Annotated in this window: 24 protein-coding genes; 13 read left to right on the top strand and 11 right to left on the bottom strand. The window is 73.3% G+C overall.

Annotated elements, in window-relative coordinates; translation table 11 throughout:
• Positions 1–89 precede the first annotated feature (89 nt).
• Together OO63_RS02805 and OO63_RS02810 are read right to left on the bottom strand one after the other, a co-directional pair.
• Positions 90–1,205, bottom strand: coding sequence for a S1 family peptidase (locus OO63_RS02805; RefSeq protein ID WP_051810483.1), 1,116 nt, complete (start codon positions 1,203–1,205; stop codon positions 90–92).
• A gap of 203 nt (positions 1,206–1,408) precedes the next feature.
• Complete coding sequence (locus OO63_RS02810) at positions 1,409–1,840, bottom strand: ATP-binding protein (RefSeq protein WP_030356795.1); 432 nt, start codon at positions 1,838–1,840, stop codon at positions 1,409–1,411.
• Positions 1,841–2,014: 174 nt separating this feature from the next.
• On the opposite strand from OO63_RS02810, the gene OO63_RS02815 reads away from it, so the two are divergent.
• Positions 2,015–2,857, top strand: coding sequence for a DUF1206 domain-containing protein (locus tag OO63_RS02815; protein ID WP_078618803.1), 843 nt, complete (start codon positions 2,015–2,017; stop codon positions 2,855–2,857).
• Positions 2,858–2,897: 40 nt separating this feature from the next.
• Here the strand turns inward: OO63_RS02815 and OO63_RS02820 are convergent, their stop codons facing one another.
• The 3 genes from OO63_RS02820 to OO63_RS02830 all read right to left on the bottom strand — a co-directional run bounded on the left by OO63_RS02820 (position 2,898) and on the right by OO63_RS02830 (position 5,989).
• Positions 2,898–3,761: a GAF and ANTAR domain-containing protein gene (locus OO63_RS02820; RefSeq protein WP_106983278.1), complete on the bottom strand. Its 864-nt coding sequence runs from the start codon at positions 3,759–3,761 to the stop codon at positions 2,898–2,900.
• 183 nt (positions 3,762–3,944) lie between these two features.
• The gene (locus tag OO63_RS02825; protein ID WP_078618805.1) at positions 3,945–4,781 is read right to left on the bottom strand and encodes a response regulator transcription factor; all 837 of its coding nucleotides are present in this window, start codon (positions 4,779–4,781) and stop codon (positions 3,945–3,947) included.
• Positions 4,778–5,989 carry a sensor histidine kinase gene (locus OO63_RS02830; protein WP_248782201.1) on the bottom strand — a complete coding sequence of 404 codons (1,212 nt, stop codon included), beginning with the start codon at positions 5,987–5,989 and terminating at the stop codon, positions 4,778–4,780. Before OO63_RS02830 ends, OO63_RS02825 begins: the two co-directional genes overlap by 4 nt.
• Before the next feature lie 258 nt (positions 5,990–6,247).
• On the opposite strand from OO63_RS02830, the gene OO63_RS02835 reads away from it, so the two are divergent.
• Positions 6,248–8,506: an MMPL family transporter gene (locus OO63_RS02835; RefSeq protein ID WP_030356790.1), complete on the top strand. Its 2,259-nt coding sequence runs from the start codon at positions 6,248–6,250 to the stop codon at positions 8,504–8,506.
• On the opposite strand, the gene OO63_RS02840 is transcribed toward OO63_RS02835, so the two are convergent.
• Entirely contained in the window at positions 8,496–9,344 is an 849-nt protein-coding gene (locus tag OO63_RS02840) for a hypothetical protein (RefSeq protein WP_051810463.1), read from the bottom strand. The two genes, OO63_RS02835 and OO63_RS02840, sit on opposite strands and share 11 nt — an antisense overlap.
• Positions 9,345–9,643: 299 nt before the next feature.
• On the opposite strand from OO63_RS02840, the gene OO63_RS02845 reads away from it, so the two are divergent.
• Entirely contained in the window at positions 9,644–10,012 is a 369-nt protein-coding gene (locus OO63_RS02845; RefSeq protein WP_234311047.1) for a hypothetical protein, read from the top strand.
• A 27-nt stretch (positions 10,013–10,039) separates the two neighbouring features.
• On the opposite strand, the gene OO63_RS02850 is transcribed toward OO63_RS02845, so the two are convergent.
• Positions 10,040–12,022 (bottom strand): hypothetical protein, encoded by a 1,983-nt coding sequence (locus OO63_RS02850; RefSeq protein ID WP_030356787.1) that lies wholly within the window; start codon positions 12,020–12,022, stop codon positions 10,040–10,042.
• A 344-nt stretch (positions 12,023–12,366) separates the two neighbouring features.
• Here OO63_RS02850 and sigJ point away from each other — a divergent pair, with 344 nt between their 5' ends.
• The 9 genes from sigJ (at position 12,367) to OO63_RS02895 (ending at position 18,016) form a co-directional block, all read left to right on the top strand.
• Positions 12,367–13,344 (top strand): RNA polymerase sigma factor SigJ, encoded by a 978-nt coding sequence (gene sigJ / locus OO63_RS02855; protein WP_051810464.1) that lies wholly within the window; start codon positions 12,367–12,369, stop codon positions 13,342–13,344.
• A gap of 32 nt (positions 13,345–13,376) precedes the next feature.
• Positions 13,377–13,925, top strand: coding sequence for a YciI family protein (locus tag OO63_RS02860; RefSeq protein ID WP_030356785.1), 549 nt, complete (start codon positions 13,377–13,379; stop codon positions 13,923–13,925).
• 134 nt (positions 13,926–14,059) lie between these two features.
• Complete coding sequence (locus tag OO63_RS02865) at positions 14,060–15,133, top strand: hypothetical protein (protein WP_030356784.1); 1,074 nt, start codon at positions 14,060–14,062, stop codon at positions 15,131–15,133.
• 2 nt (positions 15,134–15,135) lie between these two features.
• Positions 15,136–16,263 (top strand): hypothetical protein, encoded by a 1,128-nt coding sequence (locus OO63_RS02870; RefSeq protein ID WP_234311046.1) that lies wholly within the window; start codon positions 15,136–15,138, stop codon positions 16,261–16,263.
• A 143-nt stretch (positions 16,264–16,406) separates the two neighbouring features.
• Positions 16,407–16,592 carry a hypothetical protein gene (locus OO63_RS02875; protein WP_030356782.1) on the top strand — a complete coding sequence of 62 codons (186 nt, stop codon included), beginning with the start codon at positions 16,407–16,409 and terminating at the stop codon, positions 16,590–16,592.
• Positions 16,589–16,900, top strand: a complete 312-nt coding sequence (locus OO63_RS02880; protein WP_087887163.1) for a hypothetical protein — start codon at positions 16,589–16,591, stop codon at positions 16,898–16,900. Before OO63_RS02875 ends, OO63_RS02880 begins: the two co-directional genes overlap by 4 nt.
• 108 nt (positions 16,901–17,008) lie before the next feature.
• Positions 17,009–17,335: a PadR family transcriptional regulator gene (locus OO63_RS02885; RefSeq protein WP_030356780.1), complete on the top strand. Its 327-nt coding sequence runs from the start codon at positions 17,009–17,011 to the stop codon at positions 17,333–17,335.
• Positions 17,332–17,688: a DUF1048 domain-containing protein gene (locus OO63_RS02890; RefSeq protein WP_030356779.1), complete on the top strand. Its 357-nt coding sequence runs from the start codon at positions 17,332–17,334 to the stop codon at positions 17,686–17,688. Before OO63_RS02885 ends, OO63_RS02890 begins: the two co-directional genes overlap by 4 nt.
• Before the next feature lies 1 nt (position 17,689).
• On the top strand, positions 17,690–18,016 hold the full coding sequence (locus OO63_RS02895) for a DUF1048 domain-containing protein (RefSeq protein ID WP_030356778.1): 327 nt from the start codon (positions 17,690–17,692) through the stop codon (positions 18,014–18,016).
• Between the two features lie 51 nt (positions 18,017–18,067).
• On the opposite strand, the gene OO63_RS02900 is transcribed toward OO63_RS02895, so the two are convergent.
• Entirely contained in the window at positions 18,068–19,303 is a 1,236-nt protein-coding gene (locus OO63_RS02900; protein WP_030356777.1) for an epoxide hydrolase family protein, read from the bottom strand.
• 76 nt (positions 19,304–19,379) lie between these two features.
• A complete protein-coding gene (locus OO63_RS02905; protein ID WP_033263709.1) occupies positions 19,380–20,339 on the bottom strand; it encodes a helix-turn-helix domain-containing protein in 960 nt (319 codons plus the stop codon).
• Positions 20,340–20,461: 122 nt separating this feature from the next.
• Between OO63_RS02905 and OO63_RS02910 the strand changes: the two genes are divergently transcribed.
• Positions 20,462–21,493: a saccharopine dehydrogenase family protein gene (locus OO63_RS02910; RefSeq protein WP_030356775.1), complete on the top strand. Its 1,032-nt coding sequence runs from the start codon at positions 20,462–20,464 to the stop codon at positions 21,491–21,493.
• A 3-nt stretch (positions 21,494–21,496) separates the two neighbouring features.
• Here OO63_RS02910 and fabG read toward each other — a convergent pair whose 3' ends face one another.
• Positions 21,497–22,243, bottom strand: a complete 747-nt coding sequence (gene fabG, locus OO63_RS02915; protein ID WP_030356774.1) for a 3-oxoacyl-ACP reductase FabG — start codon at positions 22,241–22,243, stop codon at positions 21,497–21,499.
• Positions 22,243–22,503 (bottom strand): acyl carrier protein, encoded by a 261-nt coding sequence (locus OO63_RS02920; RefSeq protein ID WP_030356773.1) that lies wholly within the window; start codon positions 22,501–22,503, stop codon positions 22,243–22,245. Before OO63_RS02920 ends, fabG begins: the two co-directional genes overlap by 1 nt.
• Positions 22,504–22,514 lie beyond the last annotated feature (11 nt).

The following is a 22,514-nucleotide window of genomic DNA, read 5'->3' on the forward strand; positions in this document are numbered from 1 at the left end:
GCCGTGTGACGTGTGCGCGGCTGTCGGCGCCCCGGGGTTCGCGTGCGTGCCCGGGCGCGGGTGCACAGGGTCCGAGCGGACTTCCGTGATCAGGCGGTGTGCAGCCGCAGGCCGTAGCGCCCGAGTATCTCGTTCACCGGCTGGTACCACGTCTCGCCGCCGCTGCTGCAGTTGCCCCAGCCGCCGGAGGTCACGCCCTGGGCCTGGTCGCCGCTGATGAACGAGCCGCCCGAGTCACCGCCTTCGGCGCAGACGCTGGTCTTGGTCAGCTGGTGCACGACCGTGCCGTCCGAGTAGTTGACGGTCTCGTTCTTGGCGAGCAGACGCCCGCAGTGCCATTTCGTGGTGGACCCGGAGCGGCAGATCGACGAGCCGACCGGCGCCTCCGCCGAGCCGCGCACGAGCTGGTCGGGGATGGTGCCCCAGCCGAGGACGACCGGAACGGTCCACCAGCCGTGCCCGATGGACACGTACGCGTAGTCGTCACCCGGGAACGACGAGCCCTGGAACGTGCCCATGGCGGACCCGTCCCAGCCGCGCACCGACGCGCCCGCGCGCCCGCAGTGCCCGGCCGTCACGAAGCCGCCGTGCACCGAGAAGCCGATGGAGCAGCGGACGTTGCCGGTGTAGTACGGGTCGCCACCGACCGTCCCCGCGGCGAAGGTCTGCGGCCCCTCGGGAACCGTCGCCACGCGCACGGGCGCGGTGGCGCGCGCCTTCCGCAGGAAGCTGCTGACATCGTTGTCGCCACGGTGTCCGGCGACGACGTCGACGACGACGCGGTTGGCCTTGTGGTCGACGCGCCAACTGGCCACGTCCGCAGGCGCGTCGAGCTTGTCGACGCGGGCCTTCGCCGCGTTCAGCTCCTTGGCGCTGTGCTCGACGAGGCGGGCGTCGGCGCCGGTCGCGCGGACGTCGGCGAGGGCGCCCCGCCGTGTCACGGCGACGGTGAGCCCGCCGCGCTTCTCGTCGAACCAGGCGCCGCCGAACGCGGCACCGGCGGCCTTGCGGGCCGCCCGTTCGGTCCTGGTGGCGCGCTGTTCGTCGGCGAGCCGCTCGCGGGCGGCGGCGGGGGTCAGGCCGAGGTCGCGCTCCATGGCGTCCAGGAGGGCGGCGGAGGCGGGGGGCCGGGAGGCGGGGTCGGCGGCCGGTTCGCGGTCGGCGGCAGCGGCGGAGGAGAGCCCGGTACCGGCGCAGGTGGCCATCAGGAGCAGGGCGGACAGGCCGAGGCGGGTGCCGCCGGTGCGTCTCGCGGATGCGGTGCGTCTCACAGTGGGGGACCTCTCGTCGTTCCAACGGGGGTGTGGTGGACCAGAGTTGCTGAGAGCGCTCTCAGTTCGTGAGGGCAGAGCGTAGGGAGGCCGCGCGGGCAAGTCCATACCCGCGGCGCGGCTCGGGTCCTCGCGGGTCAGGTCTCGCGGCGGGAGCAGGGGGCGTCGTCGGGGCCCTTGAAGCAGGCGGTGATGGTCTTGCCGTCCGCCGTGGGGTGAATGCTCCAGGTGTCCGCGAGGGCGTCCACGATGGCCAGGCCGCGGCCGCTGACGCTGCTGTCGTCCGCGGAGCGCGGCGCGGGGGATCCCGGCCCGGAGTCGTGCACGGTGAGGTGCAGCCCCTTGCCGTCCCAGGTCAGCACCACCTGGGCGCTGGTGCGGGCGTGGTGGTGGGCGTTGGTGACCAGTTCGGACACCGCGAGGACGACGGAGTCCACCGCGTCCGGGTCCGTGTGCGCCCACCCCAGGGACTCCATGTGGGCGCGGGCCCACTCCCGCCCGGCCCTGACGCCCCGGGACACGGGGAAGGACTGGGCCCAGCCGACGGCCCGCAGCGAAGCATCCGACATGACGCACCCTCACACGGTTGGTTCAGCCTGCCCTCCGGGTACCCCGCCGCGTGCGCTTCAACGGCCCTCATGTACAGGGCACGGAAGGCGCATCGGCCCTCCACCGCCCGCCCGCCGCTCCCGCGTGGCGGATTCGCGCGCATCGTGCCGCGGGAGCGGGGCACTCGCGGGGCCATGGGATTCGACGGTGTCGTACGCGACGGGACACAGCAGGCGCACCGAGTGGCGAAGGGGCGTGGTGTCGGAGCGGCGGCACGCGCGGGATTCGTGGCGCGGGGCGTGCTCTACGCGCTCGTCGGCGTCCTCGCGCTGCGCATCGCGTTCGCCGACGACGGCGGGAAGCAGGCCGACCGGGGCGGCGCGTTGACGGAGATCGCCGACAAGCCGTTCGGGAGCGCCCTGCTGTGGCTTCTCGGGCTCGCCCTCGTGGGCATGGCGGTGTGGCGGCTCTCGGAGGCGCTGTTCGGGCAGGCGGGACCGGACGGCCACAAGGCCAGGAAGCGGCTCGCGTCGGCGGCCAGGGCCGTGTTCTACGGAGTGGTCGCCTACTCGGTCCTCGCCTACGTCACCGGGGACAAGGGCAGCGGCAGCGGCTCCTCCGACCGCCAGAGCGACGACGTGACGGCGACCGCGCTCGGCTGGCCCGCCGGACAGTGGATCGTCGGCGCCGTCGGCGCGGGCGTGGCCGTGGCCGGCGTGTGGATCGCTGTGCGGGCGATGCGGCGCAAGTACCACAAGCATCTGCGGATGAACGAGATGTCCACCCCGGTACGGCGGACCGTGGACACCCTCGGTGTGGTGGGCGGCAGCGGCCGCGGCGCCGTCTTCGCCGTCGCCGGGGTCTTCGTCCTGGTGGCCGCCGTACGGCACAAGCCGGGGGAGGCCAAGGGCATGGACGACGTGCTGCGCTCGTTCCGGGACACCCCGGCGGGCCCGTGGCTGCTCATGGCGGTGGCGGTGGCGCTGGTGGCGTTCGGCCTCTTCTCCTGGGCGTGCGCGCGCTGGCGGCGGGTGTGACGGGGCTCCCACCGGGGTGCGACTGGCCGGGCCCGCCAGGTCAGCGCAGGGCGGCCGCGGCGGTGTGGAGGTGTTCGAGGGCGTCCAGGACGCGGGTGCCGCGGTGCCAGGCCAGCCAGCGGCCGACCTGCTCCCCGACGGCCTCCAACTCGTCGAGCTGCGCGCGGGTGAAGCCGAGCAGGGGGCGTTCGTGGTGCGAGGAGACCATGCCGAGCACCGCACCGCCCGGCCCCGTCAGGGGAACGCTGTGGCAACCACGGCTGCCCGCCCGCAGGATGGTGCGGCGGGAGTCCTCGTCGAAGATCTCCGCGACGGCCACGTCCTTCACGGTCACCTGCCGCCCCTCCTCGGCGGCCCGGGCGCACGACGTCGTCGAGTCCTGCACGAAGGCGAAGAAGTCGGTGAACTCCCGGCTCAGCCCGGTGTGTCTCTCCAGGCGCAGCATCCCGTGCTCCAGCACCTGCACGTTGCCCATCCCGGTCTGGGTGACGTGCAGGACCCGCCGCAGCGTGGACTTCAGCACGGCGCCGTGCCCGGTGCGGTCGCCCTCCGGCTCCACCAGGCCGGGCAGCGGCGGCGGGCTGTAGCGGGCCCGGCCGGGAAACCACAGCTCGGCGCCCGCGTCGGGGCCGGGCACCCGGATCACCGCGTCGGCCAACGTGTGCAGCTTGATGTTCATCTGCTGCGACGTCCGGCGCAGCAGATCGAACGCGTCGCGCGAGGAGTCGAGGCCGTAGCGGGCCCTCAGCACGTCCTGGGCGCGCTCGACGCAGGCGTGCGCCAACTGACGGTTGCGCAGGGCGATGTCGTGCTGCCGCGGTCCCGGCACCGCGTCGGCCGCGGGCGGGGCGGCGACCTCACGGCCGGAGTCGTTCGGGGTCGGGTCCAGGGGGTCCTGACGCACGGTTTGGTCTCCCTCGTAGCCTGGTCACAGCACACATCAGCGCTCCGCGGACACACGTGTGCCCGCGGATACTCGCGGCCGAACCTTTTCCCGCTTCAGCCGCCAAGTCACCTGTCGATGTGCCTATTTCCCAAGCACCCGCCCCACGGTAGCGGCCGTCGCCGGTCCGCGCAGGGATCTACGTCACGACGCCGGTCCGCCGTGCGCCCCCGACCCGGCGGGCCCCTCGCCGTCCGCCACCCGCCCCGCCGCCTCGACCAGCCCGGACTCATAGGCGGCGATCACCGCCTGCGCGCGGTCACGGACGCCGAGCTTGCCGAAGATGCTGGTGATGTAGTTCTTGACCGTCGAGACGCTGATGTCGAGCGCCCCCGAGATCTGCGCGTTGTCGAGCCCGGTCGCGATCAGCCGCCACACCTCGACCTCGCGGGGCGTCAGTTCACCGAGGTCCACCGCGGGCGCTGCCTGCCGGGAGTGGTGCGGGGCGCGTACGTACGTGGAGATGAGCCGCGTGAGCAGGCGCGGGGCCACGGCCGCCTCACCTGCGTGCACGGTGCGCACCGCCGCGATCAGCTCCTCCGGCGAACTGTCCTTCGGCAGGAATCCGTACGCGCCCGCGCGAAGCGCCCCCACGACGTACTCGTCCATGTCGAAGGTGCTCAGCGCGAGCACCCGGCAGCGGGGCAGCACCCGCGCCAGCTCCTCGGTCGCCCTGACCCCGTCGAGCACCGGCATGCGGATGTCCATGACGACGACGTCGGGCCGCAGCCGGTGCGCGAGCGCGACCGCCCGCTCGCCGTCCTCCGCCTCGCCGACCACCTCGAACGCCGGGTCGGGTGCGAGGATCAGGGCGAGCCCGCGCCGCACCAGGGGCTGGTCGTCGGCGATGAGCACACGGACGCGGTCCGGCGGCTCGCTCGCCGGGACGGGGACGTGGTCCGGTGTCCCGCTCGTGGAGACGGGCACCTGGTCCGGCGAGTCGCTCGCCGGGAAGGGGGCCCGGTCCGGTGTCCCGTTCATCGGGGCAGCGCCTCCCCCTTGCCCGGAGCCAGCGGCAGGCTCGCCGTCACCGCGAAGCCGCCGCCCTCCAACGGCCCGGTCGTCAGGGAGCCGCCGTGCAGCGAGACGCGTTCCCGCATGCCGACCAGGCCGTACCCGGGGCGCGCCGAACGCGACGGCGCCTTGTGCCCCGCCGGTACGAGCGTGCCCCCGCCGTCGTTGCGCACCTCCACGTCGACCCGGTCGTCGCCGTACGTCAGCCGCACCTCGGCCCGCGCCTCGCCCGCGTGCTTGCGGGCGTTGGTGAGGGCTTCCTGGACGATGCGGAAGACGGTGAGGCCCACGGTCGGCGGCAGCGGGCGCTCCTCGCCGTGGACGCGGAAGTCGGTGGGCAGCCCCGCGAGGCGGGACTCGGCGACGATGCGGTCGAGGTCGTCGGCACCGGGCTGGGGAGAGGGGGGTGCGTCGTCCGGCTCGTCGTCCGCCCGCAGTACGTCGAGGAGCTGGCGCATCTCGCGCAGCGCCATACGGCCGGAGTCCTCCAGGGTGACCAGGGCGCCCCGTGCGACCTCGGGGTCGTGCGCGAGGTTGGCCCGGGCGCCGCCCGCCATCAGCTGCATGGTGGTGATGTGGTGGGACACGATGTCGTGCAGCTCCCGGGCGATGCGGCGGCGCTCCTCGGCCACCGCCCGGTCGGCGAGGAGCCGCCGGTTCGCCTCCACATCCCGCTGCCAGCGGTTGACGGCGGCCGCGGCCCCGATGACCAGGACGGTGGCGAGGGCCGTGCCCACGAGGTCCATCCGCGCGGGCCACGGCCCGTTGATCCGGTCGACGAAGGGCAGCGCGAGGCTCGCCGCGCCCGCCGCCACCGTCACCCGGACACTGCCGCCGCGCACCACCGTGAACAGGGCGACGACGAGCGCGGCCGAGAGACCGCGCGGCCCCGCCATGACCAGACTGATCAGCGCGCCGAGGGCCAGCGCCCCCGCGAACGCCGCCACCGGGTGCCGACGCCGGAACAGCAGCGGCAGCCCCGACGCGGCGACCACGGCCAGGCCGGGCACGGTGGCCGGATTGCCCTCGTCCGCACCGCTGAGGGAGTAGCCGAACAGGTCCAGGGCCGTCACACCGGCGACGACCAGGCCGTCGGCGCGCGACCACGGCAGCGCGACCGCGCCCGGCGCCCGCTCGACGCGGTGTCGTTCCGTCAGCATCGTCTTCGTCTCCAAGCTCCGGCTCCGCTGCCGGGCCGGTGCCGGGTGCGCTGTGACGGTCGTACAGGACCCATTGTGGCACTGGGTGTCAGCGCCCGGCCGGGACCCGGTGGGGAGCCGTGGACCAGGACCAGGGTCCTGGTCGGGGGCGGACCTCGGACCTCGGTCCCGGTGCCGTTCTCGTCCCTGGCCCGGACGATCTCCGCGTTCCCCGGTGATGGGCTTGAGAACGGCCGGGGACCCCCGGTGACAGGCCGATGCCGGAGGAACGACGTGATCCGCGCCCTGACCGGGTTCTCCACCAGAAACGCATGGAAGGTGATCGCCGTCTGGTCGGTGGTCGGCGTCCTCCTGGCCATCGTGGGCCAGGCACTCATCCACCGCGTGACCCAGACCCAGACCGGGGACTTCCTGCCGCGTACGTACGACTCGGCGGCGGCCCTGAAGATCGCCGAGGAGGAGTTCGGCGAGAAGCCCGACGCGAACACCGTCACCCTGCTCGTCGCCCGGTCGGACGGCGAGCGCCTCACGGCCGCCGACCGGCGGCGCATCGGCGAGCAGGCCGACGACCTGGGCAAGCGGCGCGTCACGATGCCCAAGGACAAGGACGCCGGGCCCATGGAGTTCCTGCGCGAGGACCACTCGCAGACCCCGCGCCTGAGCCCCGGCATGGTGGCGCCCGACCGCACCTTCGAGCTGGTCTCCGTCAAGCTGACCGGCAACTCGTCGGACCCCGGCCTCCAGGACGTGTTCCGCGAACTCAGGGACGACGCCGAAGCCGCCTTCGGCCGCATCGACATGCGCACCGGCTTCACCGGCGGGATCGCCGACACCGTCGACACCACCGACGCCGAGGAGAATGCCACCAAGATCACGGGCATCCTCACCTTCGGGCTGATCGTGCTGCTCAACGTGCTCGTGTTCCGCAGCGTCATGGCGGCGATCGTGCCGCTGATCGCCGTCGCCGTGATCGGCGGCGCGGCGGCGGGCGTCGTGGTCGGCTTCGCGCTGCTCACCGGCGTCAAGCTCGACACCTCCACCCCGCAGCTCATCAATGTCGTGCTCCTCGGCATCGGCATCGACTACTTCCTGTTCCTGCTGTTCCGCTTCCGCGAACAGCTGCGGGCCCGTCCCGGACAGCACCGGCGCGACGCGGCCGCCGAGGCCACGGGCCGGGTCGGCACCGCGATCACCTCGGCGGCCCTGACGATCGTCGCCGCCTTCGCCACGCTCGGCGTCGCCTCCTTCGGACAGTTCCGCGTGCTCGGCCCGGCCATCGCCGTGTCCGTCCTCGTGATGCTCTTCGCCAGCCTCACCCTGATGCCCGCGCTGCTCGCGGTCACCGGACGCGCGATGTTCTGGCCCTCCCGGTCCCTGCGCCGCACCCCCGAGGAAGGCTCCGCCGGACGGTTCGGCGCCCTGGTCGCGCGGCGGCCCGTGACCCTCGTCCTCGCCTCGGTGGCCCTCCTCGGCGCCCTGGCCGCGGGCATGACCGGCATGAAGATGAACTACGGCCAGTCCGGCGGACCCGACGACACCAGGGCCGCGCGGACCGCGGCGGAGATCTCACAGGCCCTGCCCGCCGGAGTGTCCGACCCGACGACCGTGTACATCAGGGCCAAGGGCGGCGCGGAACTCAGCCGCGCCGACACCCACGGCCTGACCCGCGCGCTCGCCCGCGTCAAGGGCGTGGGCAAGGTCGGCGCCACCACCTTCGACAAGGACCACGACGCCGCCCGCATCGACGTGTACCTGTCCGCCGACCCACAGTCCCAGAAGGCCCGCGACCTGGTCACAGGACCCGTCCGCGACACCGTGGCGGAGCACCGGCCCGACGGCTCCGAGGCCCACGTCGGGGGCACACCGGCGATCTTCGCCGATGTGTCCGAGGCCGTGGACAAGGACCTGAGGGTCGTCTTCCCGGTCGCCGCCGTCCTGATCGCCCTGATCCTGTTCCTGCTGCTGCGCAGCCTGCTCGCGCCGGTGATCCTCATGATCTCCGTCGGCCTGGGCTTCGCGGCCACCCTCGGCGCGTCCACCCTGGTGTTCCAGCACCTCCTGGGCAAGCCCGGCGTCGACTTCACCCTGCCGCTGGTCCTGTTCCTGTTCGTCGTCGCCCTCGGCACCGACTACAACATCCTGATCAGCGACCGCATCCGCGAGGAGATGGAAGACCCGGGCCCGGCCCGCCCGGCCGTGGCCCGCGCCGTCCGCCACACCGCTCCGGCGATCGCCACGGCGGGCCTGGTCCTCGCGGGCTCCTTCGGCAGCCTCGCGGTCAGCCGGTCCCCGGGCACCCAGCAGATCGGCTTCGCCACGGCCCTCGGCATCATGCTCTCCGCGTTCGTGCTGTCTGTCGTCCTGGTGCCCGCCCTTGCCGCGCTGCTCGGCCGGGGCATCTGGTGGCCGATCCGTCCCGGCAGGGCGGGGCGCCACAGCTCCGCGCGGCACACCGGGGACGCGGGCCCGGTGGATCCGGTCCGGGCGGGGCACGTGCCGCCCCCGCCCGGCGAGTTCTCGGTCAGGGAGTGACGCTCCCGCCGGCCGGCCTGGTGACGTTCTTGACCGGCAGGTCCTTGCCGGCCCCCGCGATGTAGTAGTCCTTCGGCGCGGAGAAGACCACGAACTCGTTGTCGTAGCCGCGGATCTTGGCGCGGACAGTGAACTTCCCGCTCGCGTCGGTCTTGGCCTGCGCGTTGTACGCCGACTCGTAGTACGTCCGCAGGAACACGCGGGTGCCGGCGACGGGGCCGTGCCCGGCGGGCCACGTGACCTTGCCGGTGACGATCAGGGTGTCGCCCTCGCGGACCTTGGTGCGGTTCACCTTGTAGCTGATCTTGCTGGTGACCGGCTGGGCGGCGACCCTGGTCTCGCCGAAGTAGATCTCGTTGTCGTCCGGGTCGCCCGGGTCGTAGGAGGCCTGGAACTCCACGCGGTGACGGGGGAACAGGAAGATGCTGGGCTTGTCCTCCCAGCGGTCGGCCTTGACGTCGGGAAGCGTGAAGTTCCCCTTGGCGTCCGTGCGGACCGTGCCCAGGTTCAGGGTCTCCCGCTCGGTCGGGTCGATAGGGTCGCCCCACGGGTTCCAGGTGTCGTAGAGGACGGACTTGAGCAGCACGACCGGCGCGTCGGCCACGGGGGTGCCGTCGGTGCGGGCCACCGTGCCGGTCAGGTCGACGTCCCGGTGGGCGTAGTCGGTCGTGCTCTCGCTGCTGGTGAGGCTCACCGTGTAGGGGGCCGGGGGAGGGTCGTCGCTCGCGCGGGCGGTGTCCGCGGCGTGGGCGGGCGCCAGGCCGAGGGAGAGGGTGGCGAGGGCGAGCGCGGCGGTCGCGGTCAGCCGGGCGACCGGTGGGCGGGTACGCAGGTGCACGGGAACTCCGTTGGTGTCGTGGGTCGGTGACGCCGGTGCTTGCGGCGATGGCTCGCCGGTGGTCCCGGCGCAGGCTTCGACACGGGGAGCGGCACGGGTGGTTGTAGGGCTCGCCGAGCGTGCATGTGCCGTACACGGGGCGTTCGACGGGGAGTTGACCGCCGGACCCCTCCGTGCTCCCGCTCCGCTTCCGAGGCCGGTGCCACGGATCCCGGGTTACCCGCGAACGGCGGGAACCAGCACACTGGCAACGGTCTACTCGCTCGACCTGGCTCCGTCTCCCGTGAGGAATGATGAACGTGGCAAAGATTCTGACCGTCGGACTCCGCCCGAGTGCGATCGACTACAGCCTCTTTCCGGGCCTGGACGAGGCCACGCTGACCGCACGGGTCGAGCAGGGCCTCGGGGCCGTCCGGGCGGCGGGCTTCGACGCCCTCCACTGCCCCATCGGCGTGGACCCCGACGAGGCGGAGAAGACGGTGCGCGCGGCGGTGGCCGGGCATTCCGTGGAACTGGCCATGATCGGCGCCGGAGTCCGCATGCCGGCCGAGCACACCGAGCTGTTCGAGCGGCTGATCAACGTCCTCGTCGAGCTGGCTCCCGGGATCCGCTTCTGTTTCAACACCTCACCGGAATCGACGATCGACGCCCTGCGCCGCTGGAGCTAGGGCCTGTCCGATGGGTCGGCGCGGCCGCTACCCGGACTGCCCCGGGGCGGCCGCGGCCCCGGGCGGCGCCAGGGTCTCCCCGGTGCTGAGCCGGGCGCGCACCCGCGCGTGCGCGTCGCGCGGCGCCGGTTCCGCCAGGGTCCTGCCCCGCTCGGAGACGTCCACGTCCCCCGTGACGTCGATGCCGGTGACCTCGCGGCTCCCCGCGGCGAGCAGATAGCGCCTGCCGGAGTCCGCCCGCCAGGTGGTGCTCGCCACGATGTGCTGGCCGAACCGGCCGCAGGCGGCGGTGGACCGGGCACGGGCGATCACGGGAGCCGACGCGGTGTCCCGTGCCGCCGGTGCCTTGAACTGCAGGAGTACATCGCCCGGGCCGCGCCAGGTGGTGGCGCGGGCGCAGGACCACAGGGCACGCCCGTCGTCCTCCGGCAGATCCTGCTCGGCGAAGTCCCAGACGTTGACCGACCGCGTGCCCCTGCGCAGCTCGGGCAGCTGGCAGGCGGTCCGGGCCCAGCCGGCGAGCGCCTGCGGGCTCATGGCCTCGCGCGGCTGGCGGGCGGGGGCCCCGGAGCCGGGCAGCGGCGTGTACGTCAGGTGGACGGGCAGCAGGCCGCCCAGGTCGGTGACCAGGAACGCGTGCTTCTCGACGATGCGCGAGGAGGAGCGCAGCTGCAGCGCGGGCCAGGCGTCGCAGGAGCGGCCGATGGCGGGGTCGGGCACGGGCGCGGTGATCCCGTCGGCCGAGACCTTCAGGGGCGTGCTCGCGGTGTCGGGGCGCAGCAGGTCACGGGTGTGTGTCTCGGCGATCCACGGCGCGGTGAGGTAGCGGGTGCGGCCGTCGTCGCGGCTGACGGCGACCGCGGCGGCCGTGGTCACATCGGCGTTGTCGGCGCGGGCGAAGTCGAGCGCGGGCGCGGCGCCGGAGGAGTTCTCGCTGTAACGGATGACGCGCTCGGCGTCGTGGAACAGCACGACGGTACGGCCGCCGACGACACCGGCGTACAGCAACCGCGGTGCCCGGCCCGGCGGTTCGGTGGACGTGGCCGGGGCGGACGTGACGCGCACGCCCCGGCCGGGGCGTGCCCAGACGGCGAGGGCGCGGACGAGCAGGGCGCGGTCGTCCGTCCGCGGCCCCCGGGGCGGCCAGGCGGTGAAGTCGACGCGGGCGGTGTCGGCCCACTCCGTGGCGGGGGCGCGGCGCAGCCGGTCGGCGGTGGCCGCGGCGGGCCCGGTCGAGGGGCCGGATCCCTGGTCGCCCTTCGCCTCCAGGCCGGTCAGGACCAGGCCGCTGAGGAGCAGCAGCGCGACCGCCGCCCAGACGAGCCGGGCCCGGCGCCTGCGCCGCAGCAGGTCGGTCGGCCGGGTCTGCACGGAGCAGGCGTCGAACTCCCGGGACCGCAGCAGCGATTCGGCCGCCGGTCCCGCCATCTCCTCCAGGCGGTACGAGGCACGCAGCGCGTCCCCGGGCCGCTCGGCGCCCGCGGCGTCGAGCAGCTCCACGACCTCCGCGTCCGCGAGCCCGTCGAGGCGTCGCAGGACGAACGCGGCGCGGGCGGCGGGGGAGACCTGGGCGCAGGCCTGCCCGAGCGTGACCTCGTCGACCCCGCCCGCCCGCGGGAACAGCCGCAGCCCCCACACCACGGGCAGCACCAGCGTCAGCGCCCTCGGCGGCGGCAGCCGTCTCGGCCAGCCGCGAGGACGCCGCTCGTACGCCAGCGCCGCCCGTACCACGCGAAGCAGCAGCCAGGTGGCCCCGGCGCGGCCGCCGCCGGTGCGCTGCGCGGGGACCCGCGCGACCGTGTCCCGGGAACGGAAGCCCCAGGGCCCCGGCAGCGCGCGCTGCACCAGGGCGTGCGCGACGAGGACCCGGCGGTGCCGGGAGAGCGCGACCGGAAGGATCAGGTAGGCGAGGCGCACCAGGTTGGTGTAGCGGTCGACGAGGGCCGCCTCGGCCTGGCCGAGCGAGATCCGCTGCGCGGGACCCGAGGTGCGGGCATCGGACGTGGGCATGGAGAGGCCGCCTCCCAAAGGCTGATGACATCGGCCGCTGCCCTCCGTCAAACGAGTGAATCTTGGGATGGTCACAGCCCGCGCCGCGGTACGTCGGCGGGCCCGCGCCGCGCCGACGTGACGGGTGGGCCGGGAGCGACAGACCACGACGATGTCGACCTCCAGCGTCACCTTCGCCCCGACCACGACCCCGGTCGCGGCGTTCCAGTTCACGCCCCAGTCCTCGCGGTTGATGACGCCGCCGCACGCCCCCGGTCCGGCCGCCGACGCGCCGATCTCACATTTCGCGGGGCTGTCCCGTCGTACGGGTGACAGCGCACGCGACCGAGGGAGCCGACCGCACCATGACCACCCCTTCCGACTCCGGACCCGGCCTGCTAGCCCCGGGCCTGGACGCGCTCATGAGCGAGCGGCGGCAGCTGATCGGTGTCGCGTACCGGCTCCTTGGCTCGCTCGCCGACGCCGAGGACGTGGTGCAGGAGACGTACACGCGCTGGTACGCCATGTCCCGGCAGCGCCAGGAGGCCGTCGCGTCGCCCGGGGGCTGGCTGACGAAGGTCGCGAGCCGCATCTGCCTCGACCTGCTCCGCTCGGCACGGGTCAGGCGGGAGAGCTATGTGGGCGAGTGGATCCCCGAGCCGCTGCCCGGCCCCGCGGAGTGGGTCGACGGGCGGTCGGGCGCCGCGACGGCCACCGCCGACCCGGCGGACCGGGTCACCCTCGACGAGTCGATCACCATGGCGTTCCTCGTCGTCCTGGAGTCGATGACCCCGGCCGAACGCGTCGCGTTCATCCTGCACGACGTCTTCCGCTACTCCTTCGCGGAGGTGGCCGACATCGTCGGCAGGACCCCGGCGGCCTGCCGTCAGCTGGCCTCGTCGGCCCGGCGCCGGGTCCGCGACTCGGCGGCTCCCGCGACCCCGGCGGCCCAGCAGGCCGGCATCGTGCGGGACTTCAAGCAGGCGTGGGAGGCCAAGGACCTGACCGCCCTCATCGGCCTCCTCGACCCCGACGCCCTGGCGACCGGTGACGGCGGCGGTCGCGTCGCCGCCTCGCTCCACCCGGTGGCGGGCGGCCCGCAGATCGCCCGCGGCCTGATCGACATCGTCGGCCGGGTGCCGGACCTGGTCTTCCTGGAACGCACGGTCAACGGCCGCCCGGGATTGGTGGCGCAGCAGGACGGCGCCACCTTCGGGGTGTTCGCGTTCGACGTCGTCGGGGACCGCATCAAGAGCATCTGGGCGGTGCGGAACCCGGAGAAGCTCAGGCCCTGGACGACGGGTCGGCACCCCCGGGCAGCCACCCCCGCGAAAGGGAGTTGAGCCGCCCCGCCACGCCGGGAGAAGGTCTGGCCATGGAATTCCTCTGCTACCACCGTGACCGGCCCGGCTCCCTCCCGCTGCGCGAGGAGTTGCAGGAGGAGCACTGGTCCTACATGGACGGGTACGCGAAGCAGCTGATCGCGCGCGGCCCGACCTTCGCCGCCGACGGCGAGACGCCCACCGGCAGCGTGCACATCGTCGACGTCCCGGACGCCGCCACCGCCCGCGCGTTCGCCTTCGACGAACCCGTCCACCAGGCCGGCGGGTACCGTGACGTGCTCGTGCGGCGCTGGCAGAACCTCCTGGGACGCACGATGTGGGACTTTCCCGGCGGACTGACCGGCGGCAACCGGTACTTGGTCCTCGGCCTCGGCTCCGGACCGGCCGCCGACACCGAGGTGACGCCCGACCGGGACGACCTGATCGCGTACGGGCCGCTCCTGTCGGACGACGGCTCCGCCTGGCTGGGCACGGCGGTGCTGATCGAGGCCCCGGACGCGGACGCGGTACGCGCCGTCCTGACCGCGGACCGGTACGCCGCCGTCGAGGTCCACGACTGGGAGTGCGGCGGACGCCGCTGACGCGCCCGTGCCCACGGCACGGCGGGACTCCTGGAGCCAGCGGCCCTCAGAGGTGACCGTGATGGCCGAATGCCGTCTGTTCACGGGTGGGCGACGCCCATAGGCTCTGCGACCTTCACATCCTGGGGGGTCTCGTGAACGGTCTCCGTGCGCTCCTGGTCTGCCTCGTGCTCGCCTGTGCCGCGGTGGTGTCGCCGGCCGCGCCCGTGCCGAGGGCCGCGGCGGCGACGCCGGGCTGGTCGGCGCTGCCCGTGCCCGCCGCCGCCTCGCCGGTGACCGTGAAGGACCTCGCAGCCCGCGGGTCGCGCGAGGCGTGGGCGACGGGTTACGAGGGCGAGTTCACCGGCATGAAGCCGCTCCTGTACCGGTGGGACGGCGCGAAGTGGAGCCGGGACACCACCTTCCCCGGCACCGGCGGCCCTGGCTGGCTCGGCGAGGTGCAGTTCGTCGGCGACGAGGTGTGGATCCTCCACAACCGCGACGGGGAGGGCGAGATCCTGCGCCGCTCGGCGGCGGGGGAGTGGAGCGCCGTCCCACTGCCGCAGACCCTGTGGGTCTACCAGGACTTCACCGCCGTACCGGGCGGCGCCTGGGTGGTCGGTGAGGACAGCACGGGACTCAAGGTGCTGCACTACGACGGCTCCCGCTGGACCACGGAGTCCACCCCGGACGACGTGCTGTACCTGATGGGGGTCACGGCTCGCACCTCCACCGACGTCTGGGCCTGGGCGAGCACCCGCACCGGCGAGCGGACCGTCCTGCGGCACGACGGCACGGGATGGCGGTACGCGGACGTGCCGCTGCCGCCGAACAGCAACGTGCACACGATCCTGCCCGAGCGCTCCGGCCGGGTCACGATCGGCGGCAGCCAGTACACCGACGGCGTGGCCCGCACCTACCTCACGACCTGGAACGGCCGTGCCTGGCGCACCACCTACCCGCCCCTGGGCGACACCTACACCGAGGACATGGTGCGCGGCCCGGACGGTGCCCTGTGGGTGCAGATGCGCAGCGACCGCGCGTTCCAGTCGAAGTACGCCCGCGTGGACGGGCCCCGCACCACCTTCACCCGCGGCCCGGAGCGCACGAACGCGATCGACGTGAAACCCCAGGCGTTGGCGCGGGCCGGGTCCACGCTCCTTTCCATCGGCACCGTCGAGATCTACGGCTCGAAACCGAACCTGATGAGCGAGCGGCTGGGAGGCTGACCATGGCACCGAGACCGACCCTGGCCCGCAGACTTCTCGTCGCGGCCCTCGCGGTCGCCATGACCGTCGTGGCCGTGCTGACCGCGGCCGCGGCCGAGGCCCCGTCCTGGCAGCACGTGCCGGTCCCGGCACAAGTGCGCCCGCAGAGCGGCCTGAACGAGGCCGCGGCGTTCGGCCCCGACCGGGCCTGGGCGGTGGGCGCCGACGCCGTCGGCCGCGAGGCGCCGGGCTTCCCGCTGGTGCTGCGCTGGGACGGAACCGCCTGGCAGCGCCAGAGCCTGCCCGGGATCCGCTGGCAGGGCGAGCTGCTCTCGATCGCCGGGACCTCACCGGCCACGCTCTGGGCCGTCGGCCGCGACTCGGCGGGCGGCAGCCGCCTGCTCCGCTTCGACGGCAAGTCCTGGCGCGACAGCCGGCCCCCGGCCGGGGTCCGCCTCGACAAGGTCGTCGCGGGCGGCGGCGAGACCTGGCTGATCGGCGGCCGGGACGGCGGGGCGGCCCTGCTGCGCTGGGACGGACGTGCCTGGCAGGACCTGCCGGTGCCGCCGGGAGCCGTGTACGGCCTGCACATCAAGGCGGCCGACGACGTCTGGGCCGCGGGCGCAGCCAACGACGGCGCCGCCGTGGCGCACTGGGACGGGAAGGCGTGGCAGCAGACGCAGGTGGACGGGTTCCCGCGGTCGGCCGTCGGCAGCATCCTGGCGGTCTCGCCCACCGAGGTGTGGGCGGGCGGCACGGGCGGGTTCGTCGGCGGTCCGCCGGGCAAGCCGATTCCGCCCCTCCTCGTCCGCTTCGACGGGCAGTCGTGGAACCGGGTGCGCATCCCTGCAGACTTCGGCGGCATCACCTCGCTGGTGCCCGGTGCCTCCGGCGAGCTCGGCTGGATCGCGGTGGCCCGCTCGCTGAAGTGGGGCCCGCCGGGCAGCACGCCGCCGCTGATCCCCGGCCCTGACTTCCTCGCCTGGAACGGCCAGTCCTTCGCCGAGCACAGCGAACCGGTCGTGGCCGGGGAGGGCGACTCCTCGTCGCTGCGCCTCGCGGCGGTGCCGGGCACGGCGACGGTGTGGTCGGTCGGCCGGGCCGGGGGGCCCGAGGGCACCTTCGCCCCGCGGATCCTGCGGTTCGGCTGAGCGGCGGCCTGCGGTGCGGTGACCGGTGTCTTCCGGTGCGGCGACCGGTGCCTTCCGGTTCCGCCGAGCCGTCGCACCGGACTCCGTCCCTCCCTCACCAGGAGGCCTGTCCTGACACCACCTGTGCCACTACATTTGGTGTCATGACTGCCATCACTCTGCGGATCCCCGACGCGATGGACCAGCCGCTGCGCGACGCCGCGGCCGACGCGCCGTCGCTGAACGACTACATCCTGCGCGCCGTGCGCCGGCAGATGACGCTCGACGCCGGCCGCAAGCTCGCCCTCGTCGCACCGCTCGACCTCGACGGCGAGGGCGACTCCCTGTGACGATCGGCAAGGGCGACGTCTGGGACCTCGACACCGGCAAGGGCAACCGCACGGTGCTCGTCGTCAGCCTCGACGGCCTCGCCGAGGCCTACGGCGCCGTGGTCGCCCTGGTGCTGCACGCCCCCGCCGTGCACCCCGACACCGCGATGAGCGTGCGCCTGACCGCACCGGTCGACGCCTCGGTCGTCGCCGTCAACGTCCTGCAGCTCTCCGCGTCCCGCTTCGAGACGGGCACGCTGCTCGGCAACATCGGCCCTGAGCAGCAGTCCCTCGTCGACAACGCGCTCCGCGCCGTACTCGACCTCTGACACACATCAATCCCGCCGCCATGCCCCTGGCCGCCGCACTACTCCGTGATACTGTGTAGTGGTACTCGGTGCTACGCAGTACTGGGGGATTCGGAGGGGAGGCCCGCGATGGACGACCTGACCGAGATGCTGAAGGGCACGCTCGAAGGCTGCGTGCTCGAGATCATCAGCGGCGAGGAGACCTACGGGTACGCCATCACGCGTCGGCTGAACGAACTCGGCTTCACCGACGTCGTCGAGGGGACCGTCTACACCATCCTGCTGCGCCTGGAGAAGAACGGACTCGTCCAGGTGACGAAGAAGCCGTCCGGGATGGGGCCCCCGCGCAAGTTCTACGCACTCAACGACGCGGGCCGCGAAGAACGCGAGAGGTTCTGGGTGAAATGGCAGTACCTCTCCTCGCGCATCGACAAGCTCAAGGGGGGCGGGAGATGACTTTCTGGGAAACCATCACCGGCAGCGATCTCACCAGGGAATACCAGGCGTTCGAAGCCCGGGCCAAGGCGCTGCCCGCCGAATATCAGGACGCGTGGGAGCAGATCAAGCTGCACCTCACCCCCTACGGGGACTTCACGGGCCGCAATCTGATGCCGATCCTCGACGGCGCCCTGGGGCTGCTTGAGGAGACGGCGGGGGACGGGCAGAGCGTCCGCGACGTGCTCGGCGACGACGTCAAGGGCTTCTGCGCGGCGCTGGTCGGCGGGGAAGGGTCCCGGGACCATCGGGACCGTTGGCGCGAGCAGTTGAACCGGAACGTCGCGAGGAAATTGGGCCGGCTGGGAGGCTGACGTGGGAATCCAGGACCTCATCGAGGGCAAGAAGGAGTGGCGGGCGCACCAGGCGCGGGTCAAGGCGCTCCCACCGGACTACCGGATCGTCTACAAGGAGATGCAGAAGTACTTCTTCAAGGTCGGACCGGTCGACCTGCCCGACGGGCCCCTGCTCCCGGGAATCGTCGACTTCTTCGAGGAGGGCGTCGCGGCCGGAAAGGGCGTCCTGGAACTCATCGGTGAGGACGTCGCCGCCTTCTGCGACGGCCTGATCAAGGAATCGCGCACCAACGCGGACGTCATTCAGGAGTCCCTCGCCGGGAAGCCCGGCCCGGCCGGGACATAGAACCGCCCGGCAGCCGGAACACGTGCGGCGGCGGGTGCCGGGACGTCCCTCTCAGCGCCCGCCGCCCGCCTGCTCCCGCAGTTCCCCGAAGAACCGCCGCACGTCGTCGACGAGCAACTGCGGCTGCTCCATCGCCGGGAAGTGCCCGCCCCGGTCATGGTTCGTCCATCTCACGATGTTGTTGGTCCGGTCCGCGATGTGGCGCAGCGGTACGAAGTTGTCGTGCGGGAAGACGGCCAGCGCCGTCGGCGTCGGCGAGGGCAGCGGCAGGGTGCCCTGGTAGTCGGCGTGTGCCCGCTCGTAGTAGATGCGGGCCGCCGAACCGGCCGTGCCGGTGAGCCAGTACAGCATGACGTTGGTGAGCATCTGGTCGCGGTCGACGGCCTCCTCCGGGCGCTCCCGGGAGTCGGTCCACTCCTTGAACTTCTCCACGATCCAGGCCAGTTGCCCCACAGGCGAGTCCGTCAGGCCGTACGCCAGGGTCTGCGGGCGGGTCGACTGGATGTCCGCGTAGCCCTGCAGGTCCCGGCTCCACACCTGGTAGCGCGCCCACGACTCCAGGGTGCGCTCACGCTCGTCCACGCCGAGGGTCGCGAGCTCCGCCGCGTCGGGTTCCCGGGTGGGGGTCGCGTTCGGCAGCAGGTTCAGGTGGACGCCGATGACCCGGTCCGGCCGGATCCGGCCCAGCTCGCGCGAGATCGCCGCGCCCCAGTCGCCGCCCTGGACCCCGTACCGGTCGTAGCCGAGGCGCTCCATCAGCTGCCCGAACGCGGCGGCCACCCGCTGGAACTCCCACCCCGTGTCCCGGGTGGGGCCCGAGAAGCCGAACCCGGGGATGCTCGGCAGGACCAGGTGGAAGGCGTCGGCCGGGTCGCCGCCGTGCCCGCGCGGGTCGGTGAGGGGGCCCGCGACCTCGATGAACTCGGCGATCGACCCCGGCCAGCCATGGGTCATCAGGAGTGGTGTCGCGGTGGGCTCGGGGGAGCGGACGTGGGCGAAGTGGACGGTGGCGCCGTCGATCTCGGTGGTGAACTGCGGCCATTCATTGAGCCGTGCCTCCGCCGCCCGCCAGTCGTACGTGTGCCGCCAGTGGTCCACGAGTTCCTTGAGGTAGCCGCGCGGAATGCCGTAGTCCCAGCCCACCCCGGGCAGCTCGTCGGGCCAGCGGGTCCGGTCGAGACGTTCGTGGAGATCGTCCAGGGCGTCCTGGGGGACGGCGATGCGGAACGGGCGGAGGGCCTGGCTGGTGGGGATGGCGGTGCTCCCGGGGTCCGGCGACGTCGTCATGCTCCGGAATGGTACGGGTGCCGGTCAGGACGCCCGCGGGGCTGGCTCCCGATCACGGCGGCACCGCACGCGCTGCTCACACGCCCTGGTCGGGGCCGGACCGGATCCGGAACGTACGGCGGTAGGCGTCCGGCGGCACCCCGACCGCCCGGTGGAAGTGGCGGCGCAGCGTCGTCGCCGTGCCCATGCCGGTGGCCTCGGCGACGGCGTCGACACTGTCGTCGGTGGTCTCCAGCAACTCCTGGGCGCGGTGGATCCGTTGGGTCAGGAGCCACTGCAGCGGGGTCGTGCCGGTCGCCGACCGGAACTGCCGGGTCAGCTGGCGCGAGCTCAGCCGTGCCCGGCGCGCCAGGTCCTCCACGGTCAGCGGCTCGTCGAGCCGCTCGACCACCCAGGCGAGGAGCGCGGCGAGCGGATGGTCGGGCCGGGTGGGCACCGGCGTGGCGACGAACTGGGCCTGGCCGCCGTCCCGGTGGGGCGGGACGACCAGGCGGCGGGCGACGGCGTTGGCCGTCGACGAGCCGTGGTCGAGACGGACCAGGTGCAGACACAGATCGAGGGCGGCGGCCTTGCCCGCGGAGGTGAGCACGCTCCCGTTGTCCACGTACAGGACGTCCGCGTCGACCTCCACCTGTGGATAGCGCTCGGCAAGCACGCCGGTGTGCGCCCAGTGCGTCGTCGCGCGCCTCTGGTCCAGGATCCCGGCGGCGGCCAGGACGAACGCGCCCGTGCACAGGGACGCCACGCGCGCACCCGCCTCGTGGGCCGCGCGCACCGCGCCGATCAGGTCGGCGGGCGGGGCGACGTCGACGTCCGCCCAGGCGGGGACGATCACGGTATCGGCGTGCCGGATCCGGTCGAGGCCCGCGTCGGGCTCCAGCGTGAACCGGCCGACCCGCGCCGCCCCCGAACCGCACACGACGAGGTCGTACCACGGCCCGGGCACGCTCGGCGGGGCGGAGCCGAACACCTCGTACGCGACGGTGAGTTCGAACGGCATCATGCCGTCGGTGAGGGCCAGCGCGACAGTTCCCATGTCGGAAATTGTACGAGGCATGTCGTTCCAGACACTCGTCGAGCCCGCCCACGCCCGCCAGGATGGTCGTAGTGGATCACGCGGAGACACGGGCAGACGGAGAACGGGGAGAGGTCGAGGTCATGGGTAGGGGACAGCGGGTGCTGGTGTTCGGCGCGTACGGGCACACTGGTCGGTTCGTGGTGGCGGAGCTGAGGGACCGCGGCTTCGTGCCGGTCCTGTCCGGCCGCGACGCGGACAAGCTGCGCTCCCTCGCCGCGGCGCACGAGGGGCTTCAGGCCCGCCCGGCGACGGTCGACGACGCGGACGCGCTGGACCGCGCGCTCGCCGGCACGGCCGCCGTGGTCAACTGCGCCGGGCCCTTCGCGACGACGGCAGCCCCGCTCATCGAGGCGGCGCTGCGCGCGGGCATCCCGTACGTGGACGTGGCGGCCGAGATCGAGGCCAACGCCGACACGTTCGCGCGCTACGCGGACCGGGCCCGCGCCGAGGGCGCCGTGATCGTGCCCGCCATGGCCTTCTACGGTGGCCTCGGCGACCTCCTCGCCACCGCGGCGCTCGGCGACTGGACGGCCGCCGACGAGGTGCACATCGCGTACGGCCTGAGCAGTTGGCACCCCACCACGGGGACGCGCACCGCGGGCGCGGTCTCCCGGGAGCGCCGCGACAGCCGACGCGTCCTCTACACGAACGGGCGCCTGGAGTACCGCGACGACGAAGCACCCACCCTGACGTGGGACTTCCCGGACCCGATGGGCACCCGGGCCGTCATCGGCGAGTTCACGATGGCCGACGCCGTCACCGTCCCCAGCCATCTGTCCGTGCCCGAGGTGCGCGGCTACATGACAGTCGAGGCCGTCCGGGACCTCACGGCCCCGGACACACCGGCGCCCGCCCCGGTCGACGCCGCCGGGCGCTCCGCGCAGACCTTCCTGCTCGACGTCGTCGTGCGCTCCGGCGGCGAGGAACGCCGTGCCGTGGCGCGGGGCCAGGACATCTACGCCGTGAGCGCGCCCCTCGCCGTCGAGGCGGTCGAGCGCGTCCTCGACGGCAGAACGAGGACGACCGGGGTCGCGTCGGCGGGCGAGCTGTTCGACGCGGAGGACTTCCTGCGCGCACTGTCCCCGGACGTCTCCGTCGACCTGTTCCGGTAGGCGTCACAGCGAGAAGCCGCCGTCGACGCCGAGGACCTGCCCCGTGATGTAGGCGGCACGGTGGGACACCAGGAAGGACACCAGGTCGGCGACCTCGTCGGGGGTGCCGGGGCGGCGCAGCGGGATCCTGTCGAGCTGCTCCTTGCGCTTCGCCTCGCCGAGGTCGTCGGTCATGTCGGTCGTGATCATGCCGGGCGCCACGCAGTTGGCCCGCACGCCGAACCGGCCGAGCTCCTTCGCGATCGACCTGGTGAACCCGATGATCCCGGCCTTCGACGCCGCGTAGTTCGACTGGCCGACGTTGCCGTAGATGCCCGCGACCGAGGAGATCGTGACGATGGCTCCGCTGTCGTGCCGCATCAGGGAGCGCGCCGCAGCACGGCAGACGTGGAAGGTGCCGTCGAGATTCGTGCGGACCACCGTGTCCCACTCGTCGTGGGCCATCCGGGCCAGCTGCCGGTCGCGCACGACACCGGCGTTGGCCACCACCGCCCCCAGGGGGCCCAGTTCTGCCTCTGCCGCGGACACGAGTTCCTCGGCCTGGCCCGGGACCGAGACGTCGGTCCTGCGGGTCAGCACCCGCGCGCCGGCGCGGCGTGCCTCGGCGGCGACCTCGTCGGCCCGCTCCCGGCTGGCGAGATAGCAGAACGCCACGTCGAAGCCGTCGGCCGCGAGACGGAGCACGACGGCCCGCCCGATGCCGCGCGATCCGCCGGTGACGACCGCGACCGGCCTGTCCCCGCCGGTCATCAGGTCGCCCCGACCTTGGCGGTGACGAGCCGGTGGATGGCCGTCAGCGACGTGAGGTTCGGGATCTCCGCCTCGTCGATCTTGATGCGGTACTTCTTCTCGATCTGGACGGCGACCTCCATCGCGGTCAGGGAGTCCACGTCGAGGTCGTCCTTGAGGTGGGCCTCGTCGGTCACTTCCTCGACGGGGAGTTCGAGCTCTTCGGCGAGCAGCGCGCGCAGGTCCTCGAGGTCGACTCCGGCTGTCCGGTGGTCCGCCATGGTGCGGCTCC

This window comes from Streptomyces alboflavus (assembly GCF_000716675.1).
Classification (GTDB): Bacteria; Actinomycetota; Actinomycetes; order Streptomycetales; family Streptomycetaceae; genus Streptomyces; species Streptomyces alboflavus.